Source organism: Paenibacillus sp. 01T431, from assembly GCF_056398625.1.
Window position 1 is genome coordinate 251,512 of sequence record NZ_JBFTPT010000008.1, and the last position, 16,782, is coordinate 268,293.

General features: G+C 42.1%; 18 protein-coding genes. 2 read left to right on the forward strand and 16 right to left on the reverse strand.

What is annotated here, in order from left to right; all coding sequences use genetic code 11:
- Positions 1-106: 106 nt before the first annotated feature.
- Positions 107-463: a winged helix-turn-helix transcriptional regulator gene (locus AC1DM9_RS16880; RefSeq protein ID WP_477581171.1), complete on the reverse strand. Its 357-nt coding sequence runs from the start codon at positions 461-463 to the stop codon at positions 107-109.
- Between the two features lie 130 nt (positions 464-593).
- Between AC1DM9_RS16880 and AC1DM9_RS16885 the strand changes: the two genes are divergently transcribed.
- Positions 594-947 carry a DoxX family protein gene (locus AC1DM9_RS16885; protein WP_477581173.1) on the forward strand — a complete coding sequence of 118 codons (354 nt, stop codon included), beginning with the start codon at positions 594-596 and terminating at the stop codon, positions 945-947.
- 351 nt (positions 948-1,298) lie between these two features.
- Here AC1DM9_RS16885 and AC1DM9_RS16890 read toward each other — a convergent pair whose 3' ends face one another.
- The 10 genes from AC1DM9_RS16890 to AC1DM9_RS16935 form a co-directional block, all read right to left on the reverse strand.
- Positions 1,299-2,006: an ABC transporter ATP-binding protein gene (locus AC1DM9_RS16890; RefSeq protein ID WP_477581175.1), complete on the reverse strand. Its 708-nt coding sequence runs from the start codon at positions 2,004-2,006 to the stop codon at positions 1,299-1,301.
- Positions 2,006-3,127, reverse strand: a complete 1,122-nt coding sequence (locus tag AC1DM9_RS16895) for an ABC transporter permease (RefSeq protein ID WP_477581177.1) — start codon at positions 3,125-3,127, stop codon at positions 2,006-2,008. Before AC1DM9_RS16895 ends, AC1DM9_RS16890 begins: the two co-directional genes overlap by 1 nt.
- A gap of 123 nt (positions 3,128-3,250) precedes the next feature.
- Positions 3,251-3,817: a TetR/AcrR family transcriptional regulator gene (locus AC1DM9_RS16900; RefSeq protein WP_477581179.1), complete on the reverse strand. Its 567-nt coding sequence runs from the start codon at positions 3,815-3,817 to the stop codon at positions 3,251-3,253.
- Between the two features lie 754 nt (positions 3,818-4,571).
- On the reverse strand, positions 4,572-5,285 hold the full coding sequence (locus tag AC1DM9_RS16905; protein WP_477581181.1) for an MAE_28990/MAE_18760 family HEPN-like nuclease: 714 nt from the start codon (positions 5,283-5,285) through the stop codon (positions 4,572-4,574).
- Positions 5,278-5,793, reverse strand: coding sequence for a hypothetical protein (locus AC1DM9_RS16910; protein ID WP_477581183.1), 516 nt, complete (start codon positions 5,791-5,793; stop codon positions 5,278-5,280). Before AC1DM9_RS16910 ends, AC1DM9_RS16905 begins: the two co-directional genes overlap by 8 nt.
- A gap of 41 nt (positions 5,794-5,834) precedes the next feature.
- The gene (locus AC1DM9_RS16915) at positions 5,835-6,365 is read right to left on the reverse strand and encodes a DUF262 domain-containing protein (RefSeq protein ID WP_477581185.1); all 531 of its coding nucleotides are present in this window, start codon (positions 6,363-6,365) and stop codon (positions 5,835-5,837) included.
- A gap of 41 nt (positions 6,366-6,406) precedes the next feature.
- Positions 6,407-7,942: an Eco57I restriction-modification methylase domain-containing protein gene (locus AC1DM9_RS16920; RefSeq protein WP_477581187.1), complete on the reverse strand. Its 1,536-nt coding sequence runs from the start codon at positions 7,940-7,942 to the stop codon at positions 6,407-6,409.
- Between the two features lie 99 nt (positions 7,943-8,041).
- On the reverse strand, positions 8,042-8,521 hold the full coding sequence (gene rlmH / locus AC1DM9_RS16925; protein WP_339205773.1) for a 23S rRNA (pseudouridine(1915)-N(3))-methyltransferase RlmH: 480 nt from the start codon (positions 8,519-8,521) through the stop codon (positions 8,042-8,044).
- A gap of 201 nt (positions 8,522-8,722) precedes the next feature.
- Entirely contained in the window at positions 8,723-8,890 is a 168-nt protein-coding gene (locus tag AC1DM9_RS16930; protein ID WP_063847536.1) for a CxxH/CxxC protein, read from the reverse strand.
- A 426-nt stretch (positions 8,891-9,316) separates the two neighbouring features.
- Positions 9,317-10,696: a S1C family serine protease gene (locus AC1DM9_RS16935; protein WP_477581190.1), complete on the reverse strand. Its 1,380-nt coding sequence runs from the start codon at positions 10,694-10,696 to the stop codon at positions 9,317-9,319.
- A gap of 160 nt (positions 10,697-10,856) precedes the next feature.
- Between AC1DM9_RS16935 and AC1DM9_RS16940 the strand changes: the two genes are divergently transcribed.
- On the forward strand, positions 10,857-11,078 hold the full coding sequence (locus AC1DM9_RS16940) for a hypothetical protein (RefSeq protein ID WP_054025729.1): 222 nt from the start codon (positions 10,857-10,859) through the stop codon (positions 11,076-11,078).
- Here the strand turns inward: AC1DM9_RS16940 and AC1DM9_RS16945 are convergent.
- From AC1DM9_RS16945 to yycF, 5 genes are read right to left on the reverse strand one after another with little or no spacing between them, the layout of a single operon-like run.
- The gene (locus AC1DM9_RS16945; protein WP_076266550.1) at positions 11,047-11,853 is read right to left on the reverse strand and encodes an MBL fold metallo-hydrolase; all 807 of its coding nucleotides are present in this window, start codon (positions 11,851-11,853) and stop codon (positions 11,047-11,049) included. The two genes, AC1DM9_RS16940 and AC1DM9_RS16945, sit on opposite strands and share 32 nt — an antisense overlap.
- Positions 11,854-11,886: 33 nt before the next feature.
- Positions 11,887-12,642 (reverse strand): two-component system regulatory protein YycI, encoded by a 756-nt coding sequence (gene yycI, locus AC1DM9_RS16950; protein ID WP_339205778.1) that lies wholly within the window; start codon positions 12,640-12,642, stop codon positions 11,887-11,889.
- Between the two features lie 32 nt (positions 12,643-12,674).
- Positions 12,675-14,132 carry a YycH family regulatory protein gene (locus tag AC1DM9_RS16955; protein ID WP_477581193.1) on the reverse strand — a complete coding sequence of 486 codons (1,458 nt, stop codon included), beginning with the start codon at positions 14,130-14,132 and terminating at the stop codon, positions 12,675-12,677.
- On the reverse strand, positions 14,129-15,979 hold the full coding sequence (gene walK / locus AC1DM9_RS16960; protein WP_076266553.1) for a cell wall metabolism sensor histidine kinase WalK: 1,851 nt from the start codon (positions 15,977-15,979) through the stop codon (positions 14,129-14,131). Before walK ends, AC1DM9_RS16955 begins: the two co-directional genes overlap by 4 nt.
- Positions 15,976-16,731 (reverse strand): response regulator YycF, encoded by a 756-nt coding sequence (yycF, locus tag AC1DM9_RS16965; protein ID WP_441878116.1) that lies wholly within the window; start codon positions 16,729-16,731, stop codon positions 15,976-15,978. The genes walK and yycF overlap by 4 nt, the downstream gene beginning before the upstream one ends.
- Between the last annotated feature and the right edge of the window lie 51 nt (positions 16,732-16,782).

Here is a 16,782-nt window from a genome sequence, read left to right on the forward strand (position 1 = left end):
CACCGCGCTGTCAGTAATGGCATATTTTTTCGGCACCTTAATAGAGGCTCTTTGCGTTCATTATCCTCAAGCAGACAGCTTCCGCTTACTATAGTTTCCGTCCAGATTAATTCCCTGATTGATCAATTCCATACAGCTTATTCATATGTTCAATATGGGAAACTCCCCAATCGTTTAATACCTGTAGCACAGTACTTAAACCTTTGCCGTATTCCGAAATTGAATATTCTACTTTCGGAGGTATTTGGTTGTATACCTCGCGATGTACGATATCGTTATATTCAAGTTCTCTTAATTGTTGGGTAAGCATCTTCTTGTTTATGTCCGGAATTGATTTTTGAAGCTCGCTAAATCTCATTGTGCCGTTTGAAATAAGTTGAAGCAGAATGATAGCTTTCCATTTCCCAACTAGTATATCCAACGCTGATTCAAACTTACAATACGACTTTATTGTCCACACCACCCTTTGCTTTATTAAGGTAACTTTTTATTTACTATGTTTAGTTAAAGTGCCTACTTCCTTGAGTTGCCTCATAGGGACTATTATACCTTTAGTGGATCACGAATAAGTAATCAGGAGGATGGCATAATTAATGAATATCGCGTTATGGGTCGTACAAGGTGTTGTAATACTAGGTTTTGTTTACTCAGGCTGGTTGAAGGCGTTTCAGTATGAAAAAGCGAAAGCGTCTTGGGGATGGGTAAAAGACGTTCCAAAAGTGTTTGTGGTCCTTATCGGGTTAGCAGAATTATTAGGTGCACTTGGAATCATAATACCACAAGTGACGAATATCGCACCTGTATTAGCGCCAATTGCCGCAACCGGACTTGCCGTGATCGTCCTTTGTGGTGCCCTTTTCCATGTTAAACGTAAGGAATATCGGGGAATCGGCGTGAACATCATCTTCATCGCGTTAGCTGTAATTGTTGTGAGCAGTCGTTTTTAGACCGAAGTTTTAATTTTGTTATTCTAGGGACACCCGCTAGTGATGTCCCTGACATTCAGATCTTAATCTTTTGGTTATCAAATGGTAATTATGATCCTCTACTTGTTAGATCAATGGTTTGCTGCTTTTACTTGTAAGAGTATCTTACTTTGTTCATAAACTTGCCGTTATTTATGGTACAGTTCACCGTAACATCTATATTGCGAATTTTGGGTATACCCCCTTAGCAATATTTCTCCCAACTTGTGATATGTTTGTCTGTACCATCTGTTGGGCGACATCAAAAGGCACCCGAAATCGGGTGCCCCAATCCAAAAGAAAAGTGCTGTAAGATGAAGGAAAAGAAAGAACTCAAACATGGGCTAACCCTGATTTTGACGATTCAGCTAACGACAATTTCCCATCTTCCATTCGGTATACCTTGTCGCAATATTCAAGCATACGCTCATCATGGGTAACCATAATCGCCGCTTTCTGGCGTGACTTCACCTCATGCGCAATTAGACTGACCACTTCATGGGCGCGTTTGGTATCCAAACTTGCTGTCGGCTCATCTGCCAAGATGATGTTGGGATTATTAATTAAAGCACGAGCAATCGCTGTCCGTTGCTTCTCACCACCTGATAGCTCTTCCGGAGGGCTTTTTAACTTCGAGCCCAGACCCAGCTCTTCCAGCAACTTAGTGGCGAATTCCTTATCCTCCCTTTTAACCTTTCCTGACATCCTTTTTACTATTAGCAATTGATCAAGAACATTTAAATAGGGAACCAAATTCGATGATTGCATAATAAATCCGATTTCTCGTAACCTTATATTAGATAGTTCCTTCGCAGTAAGCGTAGAGATATTATACCCATTCAGCTTAATATCTCCTTCGGAGGCTCTAAGCAGCGCTCCAGCAATGGATAAGAACGTACTTTTACCAGACCCGGACGGTCCAACTACAGCAACAAACTCACCCGGCTCCACTGATATTGACACATGATCGAGTGCCGCGATCCGATTGCTTCCTTCAGCATAATATTTTGTGACTTCACTCATTTGCAATCCCTTAGTCATTATTCAATCCTCCCGAGCGCTTTGAGCGGATCAATCTTTGTAATCTTGCGAACAGATACGATCGAACTTAACATAGCGATAATTAGCAAGATAACAGAATACGTGACGACAAGACTAGTTTCCAGCTTGAATGGCATACCCTTCGGCATAATGGCAGCTGTTCCATAAGTCAGTAAGATTCCAACTACAATACTAGTCAGCGAAAGCACAAACACTTGTGATACAATAGCTTTGCCCAAAAATCTGTTACTAGCACCAATAGCTTTCATAATGCCGAACTGGTTGGTCTTCTGCATCGTAATGACATAAAAGAACACCCCAAGCACGAATGCGGAGATAGCGAGCAAAAATGCAAGCATCATTAAAATAGTACCGTTCTCTTCTTTGTACCCTGGCATTCCTTGAACGGCTGCCGCTCGGGTAACCGTATCCGTATTTGATAGCTTACTATTAATTAAATCTGGATCGATATTCTTGCCTTGTAACATAATCGCATTAACGGGCTCTGCAACTCCTTTATCCGAACCCGGAGCCGCGAAGGTAATCTTCCGCCATTCAGCCATTGGAGTAAATACTGATGCAACGTGGTTATAGGTCTGGTTCTCGACATATCCGATAATTGTCAATGATTCCGTCGTTCCATCTAACTGAAAAGTGTCACCAATATTATAGCCCTCGTCCTTCATGGTAGAATTCACCACGACACCTGTAGGGTTACCGGAAGATAGGCTTTCCCCTTCGACGATAGCCGGTTCCAAGAAGCTTCCTGGGATAATTCCTATAATCGCTATGTCCACCTTATCTTCATTTTTGGTGCTTTGCTCCTTAAGCGCCGTTGCCATCGTTGTTCCCATGGGTGCGGCAGCACCCACATTTGGTAGCAGCTCCACTTCCGTCATCAATTGATCAGACAGTAACGACTTGCTCATTGAAGACTGCGACCCTTCTTCAAATATGACATAATCAGCCTTCATTGTCTTAAATGTTGACGCAGCTAGCGTAGATAATCCATTCCCCAAACCTGATAAGATGAATACCAACCAGGCTATTAGTACAAAAATAATGACGATCATTAAAAATCTCATTTTACTATGCATCAATTCCTTCATAGCTAAAAACATTTTCTTATCAACTCCTTACCTCTATTTTTTGACACTTGTGCCATTTTTGGAACACAATCGCGCTTGTCTCATTAATTAAACATCATAAATGACACTTGTGTCAAATTAATTCCAAGACTGAGGCTAGCTCTTTGCTCCCCCGATCCACATTTGAAACAACAGCTTTCCCCAATCAGGCATAGGGATATTCAGCATATTAGGCGTATTAATTAAGTTAAAAAAAACACCAATAAGTACAGGTAATGGGATATCTTTCCGTAGGCCTTTATCCTGTTGTGCGCGTTCAAACAAGCGTGATAATTGAATTTTAAGGGTCATATGTGCTTCCTCAATAAATTCAATATCTCTCGCTGCTGCAGAAGAATTAGCAGTATTAATTTTACCGGAATCTCCCAGAAGTTGATGGAGCGTAGATTCTTCTGCGTAAATGAGAAGTAACTGCTCGAGAGCGTCCATAGGATCAGTCTCATCAATTGCTGAACAATTTTCTAATACCTTTGCTATTACGCGTTTCATACAAGCAGCAACTATCTCTTCTTTATTAGAGTAATATTGATAAATAGTGCTCCGGGCTCCGGACAGATGCTGTGAGAGCAGCTTGAGATGAAAACCGTCGTAGCCATGCTCAAGCACTAATTTTTTTGTCGTATCCAGCAGCTCTGTCTCAGTAAAAGATTGTTTTCTTCCCACTGAATCTCTTCCTTTTCATCAATTAAGATCTGTTTTATAAGTGAAAGCATAAAATATTTTGTGTAAATAGATAAATGGAAAAAGAAGACCCATTCTTGTAGAATTGAGTTACCACACAACTTCGCTACACGTTGTCATATTGGCTTTATCACAATTGCTGAACTCCAAACCATGTTTACCACCACGGACTAACGCAGTCTTCTACAAGAGAGGTTTTCTTCACTTACACAAAATTCTTGACGCCACCTTAAAAGTTATCTTCACGTAATGGATCAATATCATAAATTTAAAAGAATCCTACCTCTGATTTTATTTATTATCACTATAGCATATGTTTATAGGCATTGACCGAAACAAGACCACCAATTTCAGTAAATGGATGTGATTCCATCAAAAAACGAACTTGAACGTGAATCTTGCCAATCAGTTCAGTATCCAATTCTGCTACGTAAATAACATGAATAGTTAATATCCTAAAGTCTCACTAAAGATAATAAAACTTCATACTTTCTAAAATAATCCATTAAAATAGCGGAGAAGGATAAGCAAGCATAGATTAAATAATAGACCTAGCTTCATAATTCATTCTCCACTTACTTTTTAAGTGTTTTAGTTTTATCAAGTGTTTATATTATCAGTTTTTCGCAGCATATCCTAAATATTTCGCCCTACTTATGATACGGTTCACCTTATCATCTATAGGGTGAAACTTAAGGTCACCCAATTTGGTGACCTCATCCACAAATATTCTGTATTAATTCTGACTAACATTCAACTCTGGGACCTGTTTCAGATATTTTCCCTTAAATGCAGCATCAAATACTAATTCTTTAAACTTCTCCATAAGTTTTAGAATCTCATGATATAGATTTTCAAATTCTTCTTTCGCCCTTTTTTCTTCATCGTTTTTATCTTTCCTAGGGTCCACAATTAACACATATTCACCATGAGCAATTTTGTTTCGCTCAAGCACTAGATTTTCCTTTATAAAGTTATCCTTCATCTCAAAATCTTCACAGTCTAAACCCAAACTAAATAATATATCTTCTAATATTTCGTAAGTTAAGTTTGAATCAGTATCTACAATAAGCTTATCCATTTCATTAACATTAAATATTTTTTCGGATTCATATAATAACTCACTTATAATCTCAGAATGTGATAAGCATCTATTCGATTGCCTCGAGTTAACTATTGTTTTCTTCATTGATAGGGTGATGAAATTATCCTTCATATCAATACATTTTATATTTAGACTGTTTAAATATTTTAAATACTCTCGAGCAGTTGTTTTAATAAACCCTTCCCAATGACCATACAATAATGTTATTCCTGATCTTATTGAGGTAACTAATAGGCTCTCCTCTGCTCCATCAACATTATTTTTAAGTATTGTAAGCTCACGTTTTCTCCAAGAGATGTTTTTATCAAGTTTTGTTTGGAACTTCTCGAGTGAGTACTCAGCCATTCATAAATACTCCCTTGCTTAAAGTAGCTAGGTCTTTTAACCTCGTGATAGGGCGAGCGCCCCCTCGAGTTGTAACACTTAGATATTGAGTAGAATTATATATCTCTTTAATTATCTGACTCATTTCCTCTGGGGCCTTCGTATTTATTTCATCTATATTCTCACTTACACCTGCAATAATCACTTCAAATGCTGGCATCAAAAAAGCGCCCCTAAATTTGCCCTTTTCATGATCAAATTTCCTAAATATATCATCAGAGAGAATTCTATCAAGGTAATCAAAGGTCTTATAGAATATCTCTTCTTCTTTTTGTAGATCTAATGCTCCACTTTCAGCTATATTAATAATTTCCTCCGAAATATAATCTCCAATATCTTCGTTACCTTTAATTTTACTTAAATCTGCATGTCGAATAACTAAATAACGCATTAAAATTTCCATATTGAACTGTTCTAATTGTTGTTTTTCTGAAAGAGGTATGCAATTTACAAATGACTGATGTTTCACAAGTTCTGCTGCCCACAAATAAAAGTCCCTATTAACCATTATTAATAGACAATTTCTAACTTCTTGGTCTGATAACTTTGAGCCGCCTGTGTTAATTCTTTGAAAGAGTTCATACTTCGCATCTTTATATCAAATTTTGATCTTTTAAAATCAATTCTTAATTCTTGAGTAAAAGAATTTTCTAGATCATCAGGGTTTTCCCACATTTTATTCTCTAAAGACGGTAGAAACTTTGTACCTAATAATTTACTAGGCGGCTTCAAAGTATCATCAGGGGATTTTAATAAACCCATAAATTCAAATATTGTCGATAGTCTCTGCAGCCCATCAATAACATCCCATATTCCCTTCTCACCATGAGCGACAAATATCGGCGGTATCGGTATTCCTAGAAGGATTGATTCTATTAATTTAGTTTTTTGGGAGTCCGACCATCTAAAAAACCTTTGAAATTCTGGATTAACTTTTAATTCGCCATCCTTATACATATTCGCTAACTCTCCAATTGACATTGGATATCCATCAGCTTGAATTTCTTTTGCTTTTTTATCTATCTCTTCTTGTAATGACATTGCTTATCCCTCCCATTTGTTTATGCATATAACCACTGTTTTTAGAATAATTCATTTATCATTAAGTCAATTTGATCTTGTTCAGGTAATTGAGTACCTATTCTTTTGCCTATTTCCTCTAGTTGTTCTATACGAGGATATTTAAGATTTCTTAAATCGGTTGCATTTACTTGAGTGTGGCCATTGAACTGACGTAAATATGAGTCAATTAATGAAGAATTTAAAAACACAGCTAATCCTTTAGCTATTCTCTCAGTTAACCCTTCTCCGTTAATATGATAGTAGTTTACATGATTTTCAAATCCGACTTTTGAAAACATCACTCTTCCAGGGTCATAGATAGCTGCAACTACTCTTCTGCGTTCCTCTTTTGAAGAAAATCGCTTAACTAAAACATAAAAACCAGATGGTAGTAATAGACTATCTGTCACACAGTTCTGAAGAATAGAATCTGGTTTTTTACTATTTAGTTTAGGCCATTTTACAAATCCGTCCTCAAAGTGAATAGAATAAATTAGTGGCACTGTTCCATGTAATGACTCATTATGCAGATAATCTTTAGATCTAAAGTCTACTACTTTACCCGTAGATACTGAAATCCCCAGGTCTTCTATTGTATTTCCTAACCTATCTATTTGATCTGAGATTTGATATCCTGAATCATTTTTTAATATTCTTATAAACATCTCTTTATCATTGGGATGTACAAATTGATCATAACGTATATTATATTTAGCAATTTCATCTGTGTTTGCAAAACTAGATGAAATAGTTACATCATAGTTATTTTGTGATTTTCCTTTTATTAATTTAAAAATTATGTTTTCTTGTTGTACTCCATCATCACTGAATGTACTCCTTCTCGAATCAAAGGTATGAATTTGGCAAAAAGTTGTTTCGTTCAACATTTCTTTTCGAAAAGATTTGAAATACGGACCATTACAGAAGCTTCTAGGTGTAATAGCTACCAACTCACCATTACTCTTTAAAAGACGTATTGCTAAAATTACAAAGGCAGAGTATAAATTAGAAGTTTCTATTGCGATTCCTTTTAATAATTTCCGTTCTAACGAATTACTATGGATTTTACGATAAGGTGGATTCAAAATTGCACAATCAAAACGTTGAAATTCTAGATCTTCCACTTCACTATTCTCCAAAAGACCTATACTTTCCTTAATAAAATCGCGATTCAATATCTCCCAGTTCAACTTTATTCCTAAACGCTTGCAAGCATTGTTACAGATTTCTCTAGTTTTAAATAAATAAGACAATAATGCTGAGTCTTTTTCATATGCAACAATTGAAATCTCCTTAGGTTTAACTTTTTTACAACACATTTCTGCAATAAATGCTGCACTTAAGGAGCCTACTCCAGCTCCTGCATCGAGTAATCTAACCGTACTTTTACCTTCATTAAACATAGATGCCATAAGGCTTGCAATTTTAGAGTTAGTAAAGAACTGTCCTAGTTCAATTTGTTTATCAGTTTCTATCGAAACACTAGACTCTTTACGAATTTTATCAACTAATTCAAGTAAATTATTCTTATCAAAAATATTATCTTTTAAGTGCATAATTAACCTTCTCCTTACAGACAAAGAACCATTATTATTATACACTAAACATAAATTTTCAGCATTTGTAAATTTGACTTGACAAAATACAATTTCGCCCTATTTATGATACGGTTCCCCCCGATTTATCTTCACTCCGCGATAAATCTGCTCAATCAGCACCAGACGCATGAGCTGGTGCGGCAAGGTCATGCGCCCAAAGCTCAGCTTCTGCTGGGCGCGCTTCATCACAGCGGGAGACAATCCCGTACTCCCGCCAATAACAAAAGCCACGTGGCTGCGCCCATACGTGGCTAATTTATCGAGCTGGCCCGCGAGATCCTCGCTTGACCAGAGCTCGCCATCCAGCGCGAGCGCGACAACATGCGCATCAGGCTTCAGCTGCGCTAGAAGCCTCTCGCCCTCTCGCTCGCGCACAATCGCTTCCTCCGCCGCACTCATCGTCTCCGGCGCCTTCTCATCGGGCACTTCCGTGAGCGTAAGCTTCACGTAAGGCCCTAACCGCTTGGCATATTCCGCTATGCCAAGCACTAAGTACTTTTCCTTCAGCTTACCAACAGCAGCTATCTGTATATGCAATCCTTACACTTCCCTTTATCATCTCGGATCTATATTTCAATCCGCAGCGCTTTCGTCCTTTAAATCCTCTATATCTCGGATCTTCTCTTCAGTGCGATAAGCTCTTCGGACATAAAGTCCTATATACCCTCAATATTCGTGTCTTTCTTCATACCTTCACACTATACGGACATAACTCTATAGATCCTGCTCTACGGTCAGTTAAACCACCAAAAAAGTAGCTGGCTCTTCACAAAAATCACATTTGCGCGGTGGATCCCAGTCTGCGAATTGTGTTTCCTTCAGATCTACTACGTCTGGTGCATCCTCATACTCATCTACAAAACGGTCCAATGCTTTCTCAATATGCTCTTTACATACACAATACATCGTCTGCACGCTTCCTATCCCTAGTTGATGGTCGTCCTTATTGTCTATACACAGCATATCAGAAAACGCCTCTCCATGTGAAGACGACAATTTCCGTATCTCATCGCTAATATCTGACTGGCGGTCTTTCTTTTCATTTCTCGGTCTATTTACCTAAACACAACTCTTTTCCCACTAACTTCGCCTATTTACCTACACGCACCACTTTTTGCCACTAGCTTTATTAACCTATTTTTCACCATTCTCCTCTTAACATTATCTCCGCACGATCCCCTTCCCAGTATGCTCCCCACATCCACGCACAAAAAAAACCGCAGCACACAAATGGGCTACCATTTGCATACCGCGGCTCCTTCGAGCTAATCCTAACATTCCATCTCAATAAGCTTGAACTAACCAAGCTTTATCCAGCTTATGCACTCGAACTTATTCCTCATCTGTCTTCTCAGCCAGCTTAAACTTCGTAACCTTCAGCTTCCCATCACGGTAAAAGCTAATTTCAATCTCGTCACCAATCTTCTTCTGTTGGTATAAATATTTGCGAAGGTCCATCGTACTGCCGATCGGATGGCGATCCAGCTTAACGATCACGTCGTTGAACAGCAAACCTGCATCCTTAGCAGGGCCAACCGCTTCAAGCACGATTACACCATCGTAAACCTCATCTGGCAGCGTAAGCTTCTGTCCGCCCTCAAGAATCTGATCATCACCTGGGTTAGCCTCTTCTTCGTCATGAGGAACATCGCCCTCCGGCAAAATCCCGCCTTCGCCAGGGTTGCTGTACGCATCCTCAAAGTCCTGCTGCTCCCAATATTGCTCCAAATCCATCGTGTATACGCCAAGATATGGTCGCGGCACATGGCCCAGCTTAATTAAGCTTTCAACAATCGGCATAGCCAGATTGATGGGGATAGCAAAGCCAATGCCCTCTACGCCAAGATCAGCTATTTTCATGCTATTGATGCCAACTACACGTCCATTCAAATCGATAAGCGGTCCGCCGCTGTTTCCTTGGTTTATGGATGCATCAATCTGAATAACCTCTTGTTCCCAGTCGTACACGCCATCTTGATTAAGTGATACCGGTACAATTTGTCTTGTCTTGCTCACGCTGCCCGTTGTCACAGACTCTCCGAGTCCGAGCGGGTTGCCGATCGCAATAATATATTCAGCAGGGCGAAGCGCAGACGAATCGCCAATTTCTGCAACGACTTCGATTCCTTTTGCGTCAATTTCTAGCACAGCAAGATCCGTAATTTGATCTTTACCGACAATACGTGCCTCACGCGCTTCTCCATTCATCAGTACGACCTTTACCGCTTGTGCCTGATCAATGACGTGATAATTCGTAATAATAATCGCTTTGCCATCTTTCTTGCTAATGATGACACCTGAGCCCACACCCGCTTCACGAAGCGTACCTTTGCCTTCTTCTTTTTCCGGCTGCGATTTGTCTTTTCCAATTCCAAGAGAGAACATTTGCTGATTAATGACGCTTACGACGGCCGGTCTTACTTTCGCTGAAGCCTGTATAGGACGCTCAAGCGGATCAATCACTTGTATACCACCCGTTACCGGTGCACCGCCGCCGCCGCTGGTCGTACCACTGCCTCCGCCGCCAAACACAGCACCGAACAACAACGTTGCAGCTACCGCGCTCGTGATAGAAGATACAAATGCAATACGAACGTTGGACCACTTGCGTCCACCGCTCTTATATCGAAATGCAAAGTCTCCTTTCTTACTCTCGCGAGCAGCACGCTTGGATACTTTGGTTGAATAAAAATCGTCGTCGAATAAGCTCATTACTATCGCCCCTCTCAATGCCTCGGACATCAAGACTATTTTTTTGAATCTAGGAATGTTTTCGGAAGAAATGACTAAAATAATAATAGAATCATGCGATGCTTATCAAAAGTTTTTTGTTGCGCTTCAAAAGTCGTTCCACTAAAGGAGAAATGCTAATATGAAAGCCAAAACGCCTGTCGCTTGGGAACATGTTCAGCTTGCTGCAAAGCTAGCAGATTTAAAGGATGATCACTACCGTACCGTTCTCACCTTAAGTGCGATGCTAGAATTATTTATAGATAAGGGCATACTTACTAGAGAAGAGCTAAGTGCTAAAGCGGATGCGCTTGATGCACAGCTGGAATCCCTTATTTCTGCTTCACTACATCCCATGACGTAGGTCGGTCGTGATAGGTTGCGCGTAGAGGGTGTTCTTCTTTCTTATAAAATATTCCATGGTCCTCTAATATAGTATTCACAGTCAGCATTGCCAAATCCATTAAATTATGGTCAAGGCTCAAATGAGCCAAATAAACGCGTTTTGTTCGATCTGTCATGAGCTCTAGCAGCGCTTCGCCTGCAGCCACATTGGATAAATGGCCAACATCGCTCAATATTCGGCGCTTCGTATTCCACGGGTAACGCCCCATACGAAGCATTTCCGTATCATGATTGGCCTCAAGCACAAGCACATCGGAATCAATAATTTGACGTTTGACCTTTTCACTTACATACCCTAGGTCAGTAGCTAGACTCAGCTTCTCGCCATTCTCTACAAAGCAATAACCTACAGGCTCTGCCGCATCATGCGAGATCGGATACGATTGAATGGCCATTGAACCGAGGTTTACCTCTTCACCTGTCTCCATAAACACTCGCTTCTCTGGAGCAATCGTGCCAACATGCCTCTCCATTGCAGCCCACGTTGCCTCATTGGCATAAATGGGCAAATCATATTTCCTTGCAAAAGCACCCAATCCCTTAATATGATCGGAATGCTCATGTGTGACGAACAGCCCGTCCAATTGATGACCCATTACTCCGCGCTCGCGCATGAGTTCATCCAGCTTCTTCGCGCTCATACCGGCATCTACAATGACCATCTTGTCATTCCCCTGCACGATGGTTGCATTGCCAGTCGAACCGCTTCCTAGTACTGTAAATCGAAGTCCCATAATTGCTTTTTCCTGTCCCTTCTCCTGCTCCCGTTAACGTAAACCGTTCGCTGCCGCTTCCCCTTGCTCATCATCCGTTGCAACCTCGCCGCTGATGGCATGCACGTAAAACAGATGGCCGTCCTCCAGCATAACACGCCATGACGGCACCGACACTTGACGCTCCGAATCAAAGATTTGACCTTTATAGCCAAGCTGGATATCGGTAATGACCGCACCATCGGGTAAATAAGTTTCAATCAAGCTCGCTACCACCTTGGCAGCTGGCAGCACCTGCTTGGCTTCGCCTGATCCGAGCAGCTCTACACGATCCTGCAAAAAGGAAGTAATCTTCTGATCCTTAATATAAAGCTTCAGCTTCACATCAAACATCGGACGTCCTTCTACTACCCGATAAAAAACAGACTCGCCTACGCTGCTGTTCAGCAAATCAAATGCATATTGATCAAGCTCAGGAATACGATCTCCCAGTGTCTTTATTAATTCTTTTTTGGAATAGATGATCGTACTATCCACCGGCTCTTTCAATATGACTGGCTCCGCATTTTTGCGGCTGTCAGAGTGGAGCAAATAAGTTAAGTCTTTGAGCTCAGGTGTTTCCAGCGACAGATTGGCTTCTAACGAAATTCGCTTCTGCTGCATGAGCAGTAACTTATCCTGCGGCAGCTCCGCCGTGTTTACATTAATGTTCAACTGTTCCCTGATATCCAGCCATAGCTGATAACCAAGTAATACATTGAGCAGCAAAAACGAAATAATAAGCACGTTTTTCGCTCGTCCCCAATCCAATCGCCTTCACCTCCTGCTTTCGTATCCTATTTCTATGGTCCATTAAGCGAACGAATCTGGCTCGCACCCACTGATAAGCTTACGGCTCCTGCAGCATTAGCTGCTGTTGCTGTCGTATCATTTGGCTTATCTGAATTGCCATCAGCCTCACCTTGCACAGCGTCCTCATCCTTTTGCTCAGGCGGTGTAAATCCGCTTCGATAAGCCTCCACCAATATTTCTTCCGTACCGTCTTTCAAGCGAACAGCCCATACCGGTATGAACCGAAGTCTGTTCTCATCGATCGGAGCTGCTTGCAGCGCTGGGAACAATGCTGTCACTTCGCTGCGTCTATCGTAATTACTGAGCGTTTTCTCCAGCTCTTCCCCGCCTGACAACCAACGAACATTCCTCGATTCCGACTGCGCTCCAAGCGTAATAAGTGTTCTCGAATATTCGGTTACGACACCTTGCTGAAGCCTTAATCTCATGTACCCATAGCGGAACGGCTTCGTGTCCATAACAGGATACTGCTCGACATATTGCTTAAATCTAATATCCTTGCCTTCGCTGCCTGGCATAGCATTCACAAAACGATGTGTCCCGTCCCATCCTCCATGCTGATTGACAAAATCTACTGAAGCATACACATTGTCGCTAAGCAAGTTTTCCGTAATTTGCGGAGCGCTTGGATCTGTATAGCTGATCCACTTGCCGTTCTGTTCTACCTGCAATCCGCGCTTGCCGTCTGTATAAATTTGCGAACCGCCTCGGTCTTCAATTGCTCTTGTTGTGCTTTGATCGAAAAATAAGCTTCGTTTCATCAAATCCGGCGAATACGTCTCGTAAGGAAATACGATTTCAGTTGACTGAATCGGCGCAACCGGAATATAAAGACCGTCTGCTGTCATGGTGTATTTAGGCTGGAACTGTCCGAACCCCACATAGTCCTGCACATCGCGTACCGTCAGATCCGCACGAACGGACTCATAAACCATCTCGCCATCAGCGCTAAAAAAGAACGTTCGAATTTCCTCGGTGCCCGACGTCTTGAAAATCCAGATGCGGTCAATTGTTTCGTTCAAGAACAGCAAATCGCCTTCCAGCTTAAGCAGCTTCTGCAGCAGCTCTACTGGAATGCCGTTATCAAAGCGAAGCTCGATACCGATATCGTTTTTGCGAATTTCTTCCCAGTTGAGCACATCTGAAGGGCTTCGCTGGAACCCTTTAAATTCTCTACCCTGAATGCGCTGGTTAAGAATCATCTCGTAGAACTGTGTCCCCGGATAGATGATGGTATGTTTATTGCCGCCTAAGTGGATAACTAACGCTTCTGGAAAAATAACACTCTCTACGCTTGTCGGTTTTCCTATTGGTTCCGAATTAACATAATCCTGATCGCTTCTTACTGTAGCGCCAAGACCAGGCATGCTGTATGCAAGCAAATAGCTTTGAAGGAGACTAAGCACGACTAGAAGGATAAGCGTTGTTGTCTTTATTTTTTCTTTCATGCCAGCTCGCCCCCTTCCTGTAGAAGTGGAAGAGTGAATGTAACCGTAGTTCCTTCATTTAGCTCGGAATCAAGTGAAATCGTACCGCTATGTGCCTTCACAATTTCCCGGGCAATCGAAAGCCCAAGGCCTGTTCCGCCCATATTGCGTGAGCGTGCTTTATCTACACGATAGAAGCGGTCAAAAATACGATTTAAATCCTTTTTCGGAATTCCAATGCCAGTATCCTTCACACTAATTGAAAGTGATGCCGAATCGGCCGGCTTCTTCGCCGTTAATTCAATCGTCCCACCGTCCAGCGTATATTTGATTGCATTGGAGAATAAATTATCAAGCACCTGATCAATCTGATCGCGATCCAGCCAAGCGGACTCCAGCCCTTGATCAACGCTCACTGCGGCTTTAATAGACTTCTGCCTAAGCTGAAATGAGAAACGATCAGCCACTTCATCAAGCATGTCATGAACATTTGTCTGTCTGCGGCGCAGCGGCGCTTGGTTTGAATCGAGCCGCGACAAATGCAGCAGATCAGTAACGAGCCGAATCATCCGCTCCGTTTCATTGCGAATAACGCCAACAAAGCGCTCGGATAACTCCCGTTCATCCAGCGCACCGTCATTAAGTGCTTCTGCATAACTCTTAATTGTAGTAAGCGGTGTACGCAGCTCATGCGATACATTCGCGACAAACTGACGCCGCGATTGCTCAAGCTTCTCTTGCTCTGTCACATCCTGCAAGACAGCTATCGTTCCGGTAATGCCCTTATCCCGACGATGAATAGGCGTAAATGTTACTTTAAGCAGCCCCTCATCATTATCGTTCATCTCCTGCCCATCCTCATCACGTTCAATAAGCAGTGTCTGACCGCGCCCTTGCTGCAGCTCTTCGAGCCGTTCCTCGGATAGATCGAACAGCTCGGACAACTCAAGTCCTTCACAGGAGCGTACGTCGAGCAATTCTAGTGCTCTCCTATTCCATACGATGACCTTGCCGTTCTCATCCGCTGCAACAACGCCATCGCTCATGTTGGAGAGAACGGAATTCAGCTTCTCATTTTCCTCTTCATTTACCGATAGAGCTTCTTTCAGCCGAATCGTCATATCGTTGAAGGCAACGCTCAAGCTGCCAATCTCATCATCGCCAAGCACGGGCACCTGAAGATCGAATTTCCCTTGTGAAATCGCCTCTGCTTGCCTCGTCAGACCTTGAATCGGGCTCGTAATGGTGTGAGCAAGCAATATGCCAAGCACACCCGTGAGACCAAGCGCAATAAGTGTCCCTGAGAAAAAGATCTGATTGACCCTGTTGACGGTCTCATACAGCTCGTTCATCGACGCAACAACATATACAACCCCAACCACCTTGTTGTCATTAATCGTCACTGGCTGGGCAATCATCTTTTTGCGTGTATTATCATCATCTATAATTTCTTGCTCATTGTCTGTAATGTTCTGAAGTGCCCGGCTTACAGCAAGCGATTTGTTCTTCTGGCCAATATAGGTCTCGTTGCTTTGAACGGACGTTGCTACCATCTTCCCGTTCGAATCAAGCACCTGCACCTCGGCGCCGCTAATGCTGAACAGATTGCGAACGACCAAACTAAGATCCTCTGTCGTGCTTTCCGCAGAATCACCCTCAGTATCTGGTTTAGCCGCTAAGCTCGGAGCTGCAAACTTAGATAAAATATCCGCTTGCTCCTTCAAATTTTTCGTGAAGCTGTCAATTAAGGAGTTTTTGACCGTACTTATAAAATAAACACCGATCAACTGCATAGCCACCAATATAAGCAGCAAATAGATGATGACCAGCTTTACTTGGATTGTGCGAAAAAAACTTTTGCCCTTCATCCTGGGCCGAAGCCTCCGGACTTGGAGTTGCGCATCATATAACCGAGACCGCGCCGTGTCATAATATACTCTGGGCGACTTGGATCATCCTCAATCTTCTCGCGCAATCTTCTAATCGTAACATCAACCGTTCGCACGTCTCCGAAATACTCAAATCCCCATACTGCTTGAAGCAAATGCTCCCGCGTCATCACCTTGCCGCTGTTGCGGGCCATATAATAAACGAGCTCATACTCACGATGAGTCAAATCAAGCGGTACGCCGTCTTTATAAACGACATACATATCTGTATCCACAAATAGGTTGAACAGCTTAAAGCCCTGCTGCTCCTGTTCGGCGGAATGATCGGCAGTGCCAGCATGATCACCGCTTGCAGCTTCTTCTGTCTTTTGCTGCCTGCGCAGATGCGCCTTCACTCGTGCGAGCAATTCCCTTGTGCTAAATGGTTTTGTCACATAATCATCAGCGCCCAGCTCAAGCCCAAGCACCTTATCAATTTCCGTATCCTTGGCCGTCAGCATAATGATTGGCATTTGCAGCTTGGCGCGAACCTCGCGGCATACATCCATACCGTCCTTTACAGGCAGCATCAGGTCCAGCAAAATAAGATCAGGAAGCTCCTCGAACGCAAGCCGAACCGCCTCGCCGCCATCGAAAGCGCAAATAACTTGATGCCCTTCCTTCTCCAAATTAAACTTTATAATATCTGCAATCGGCTGTTCGTCATCGACCACTAATATTTTTCCGTGCATCGCTACACCCGCCCGTCGCTTGTCCTTTTTATTACCTTCTATTTTAACACT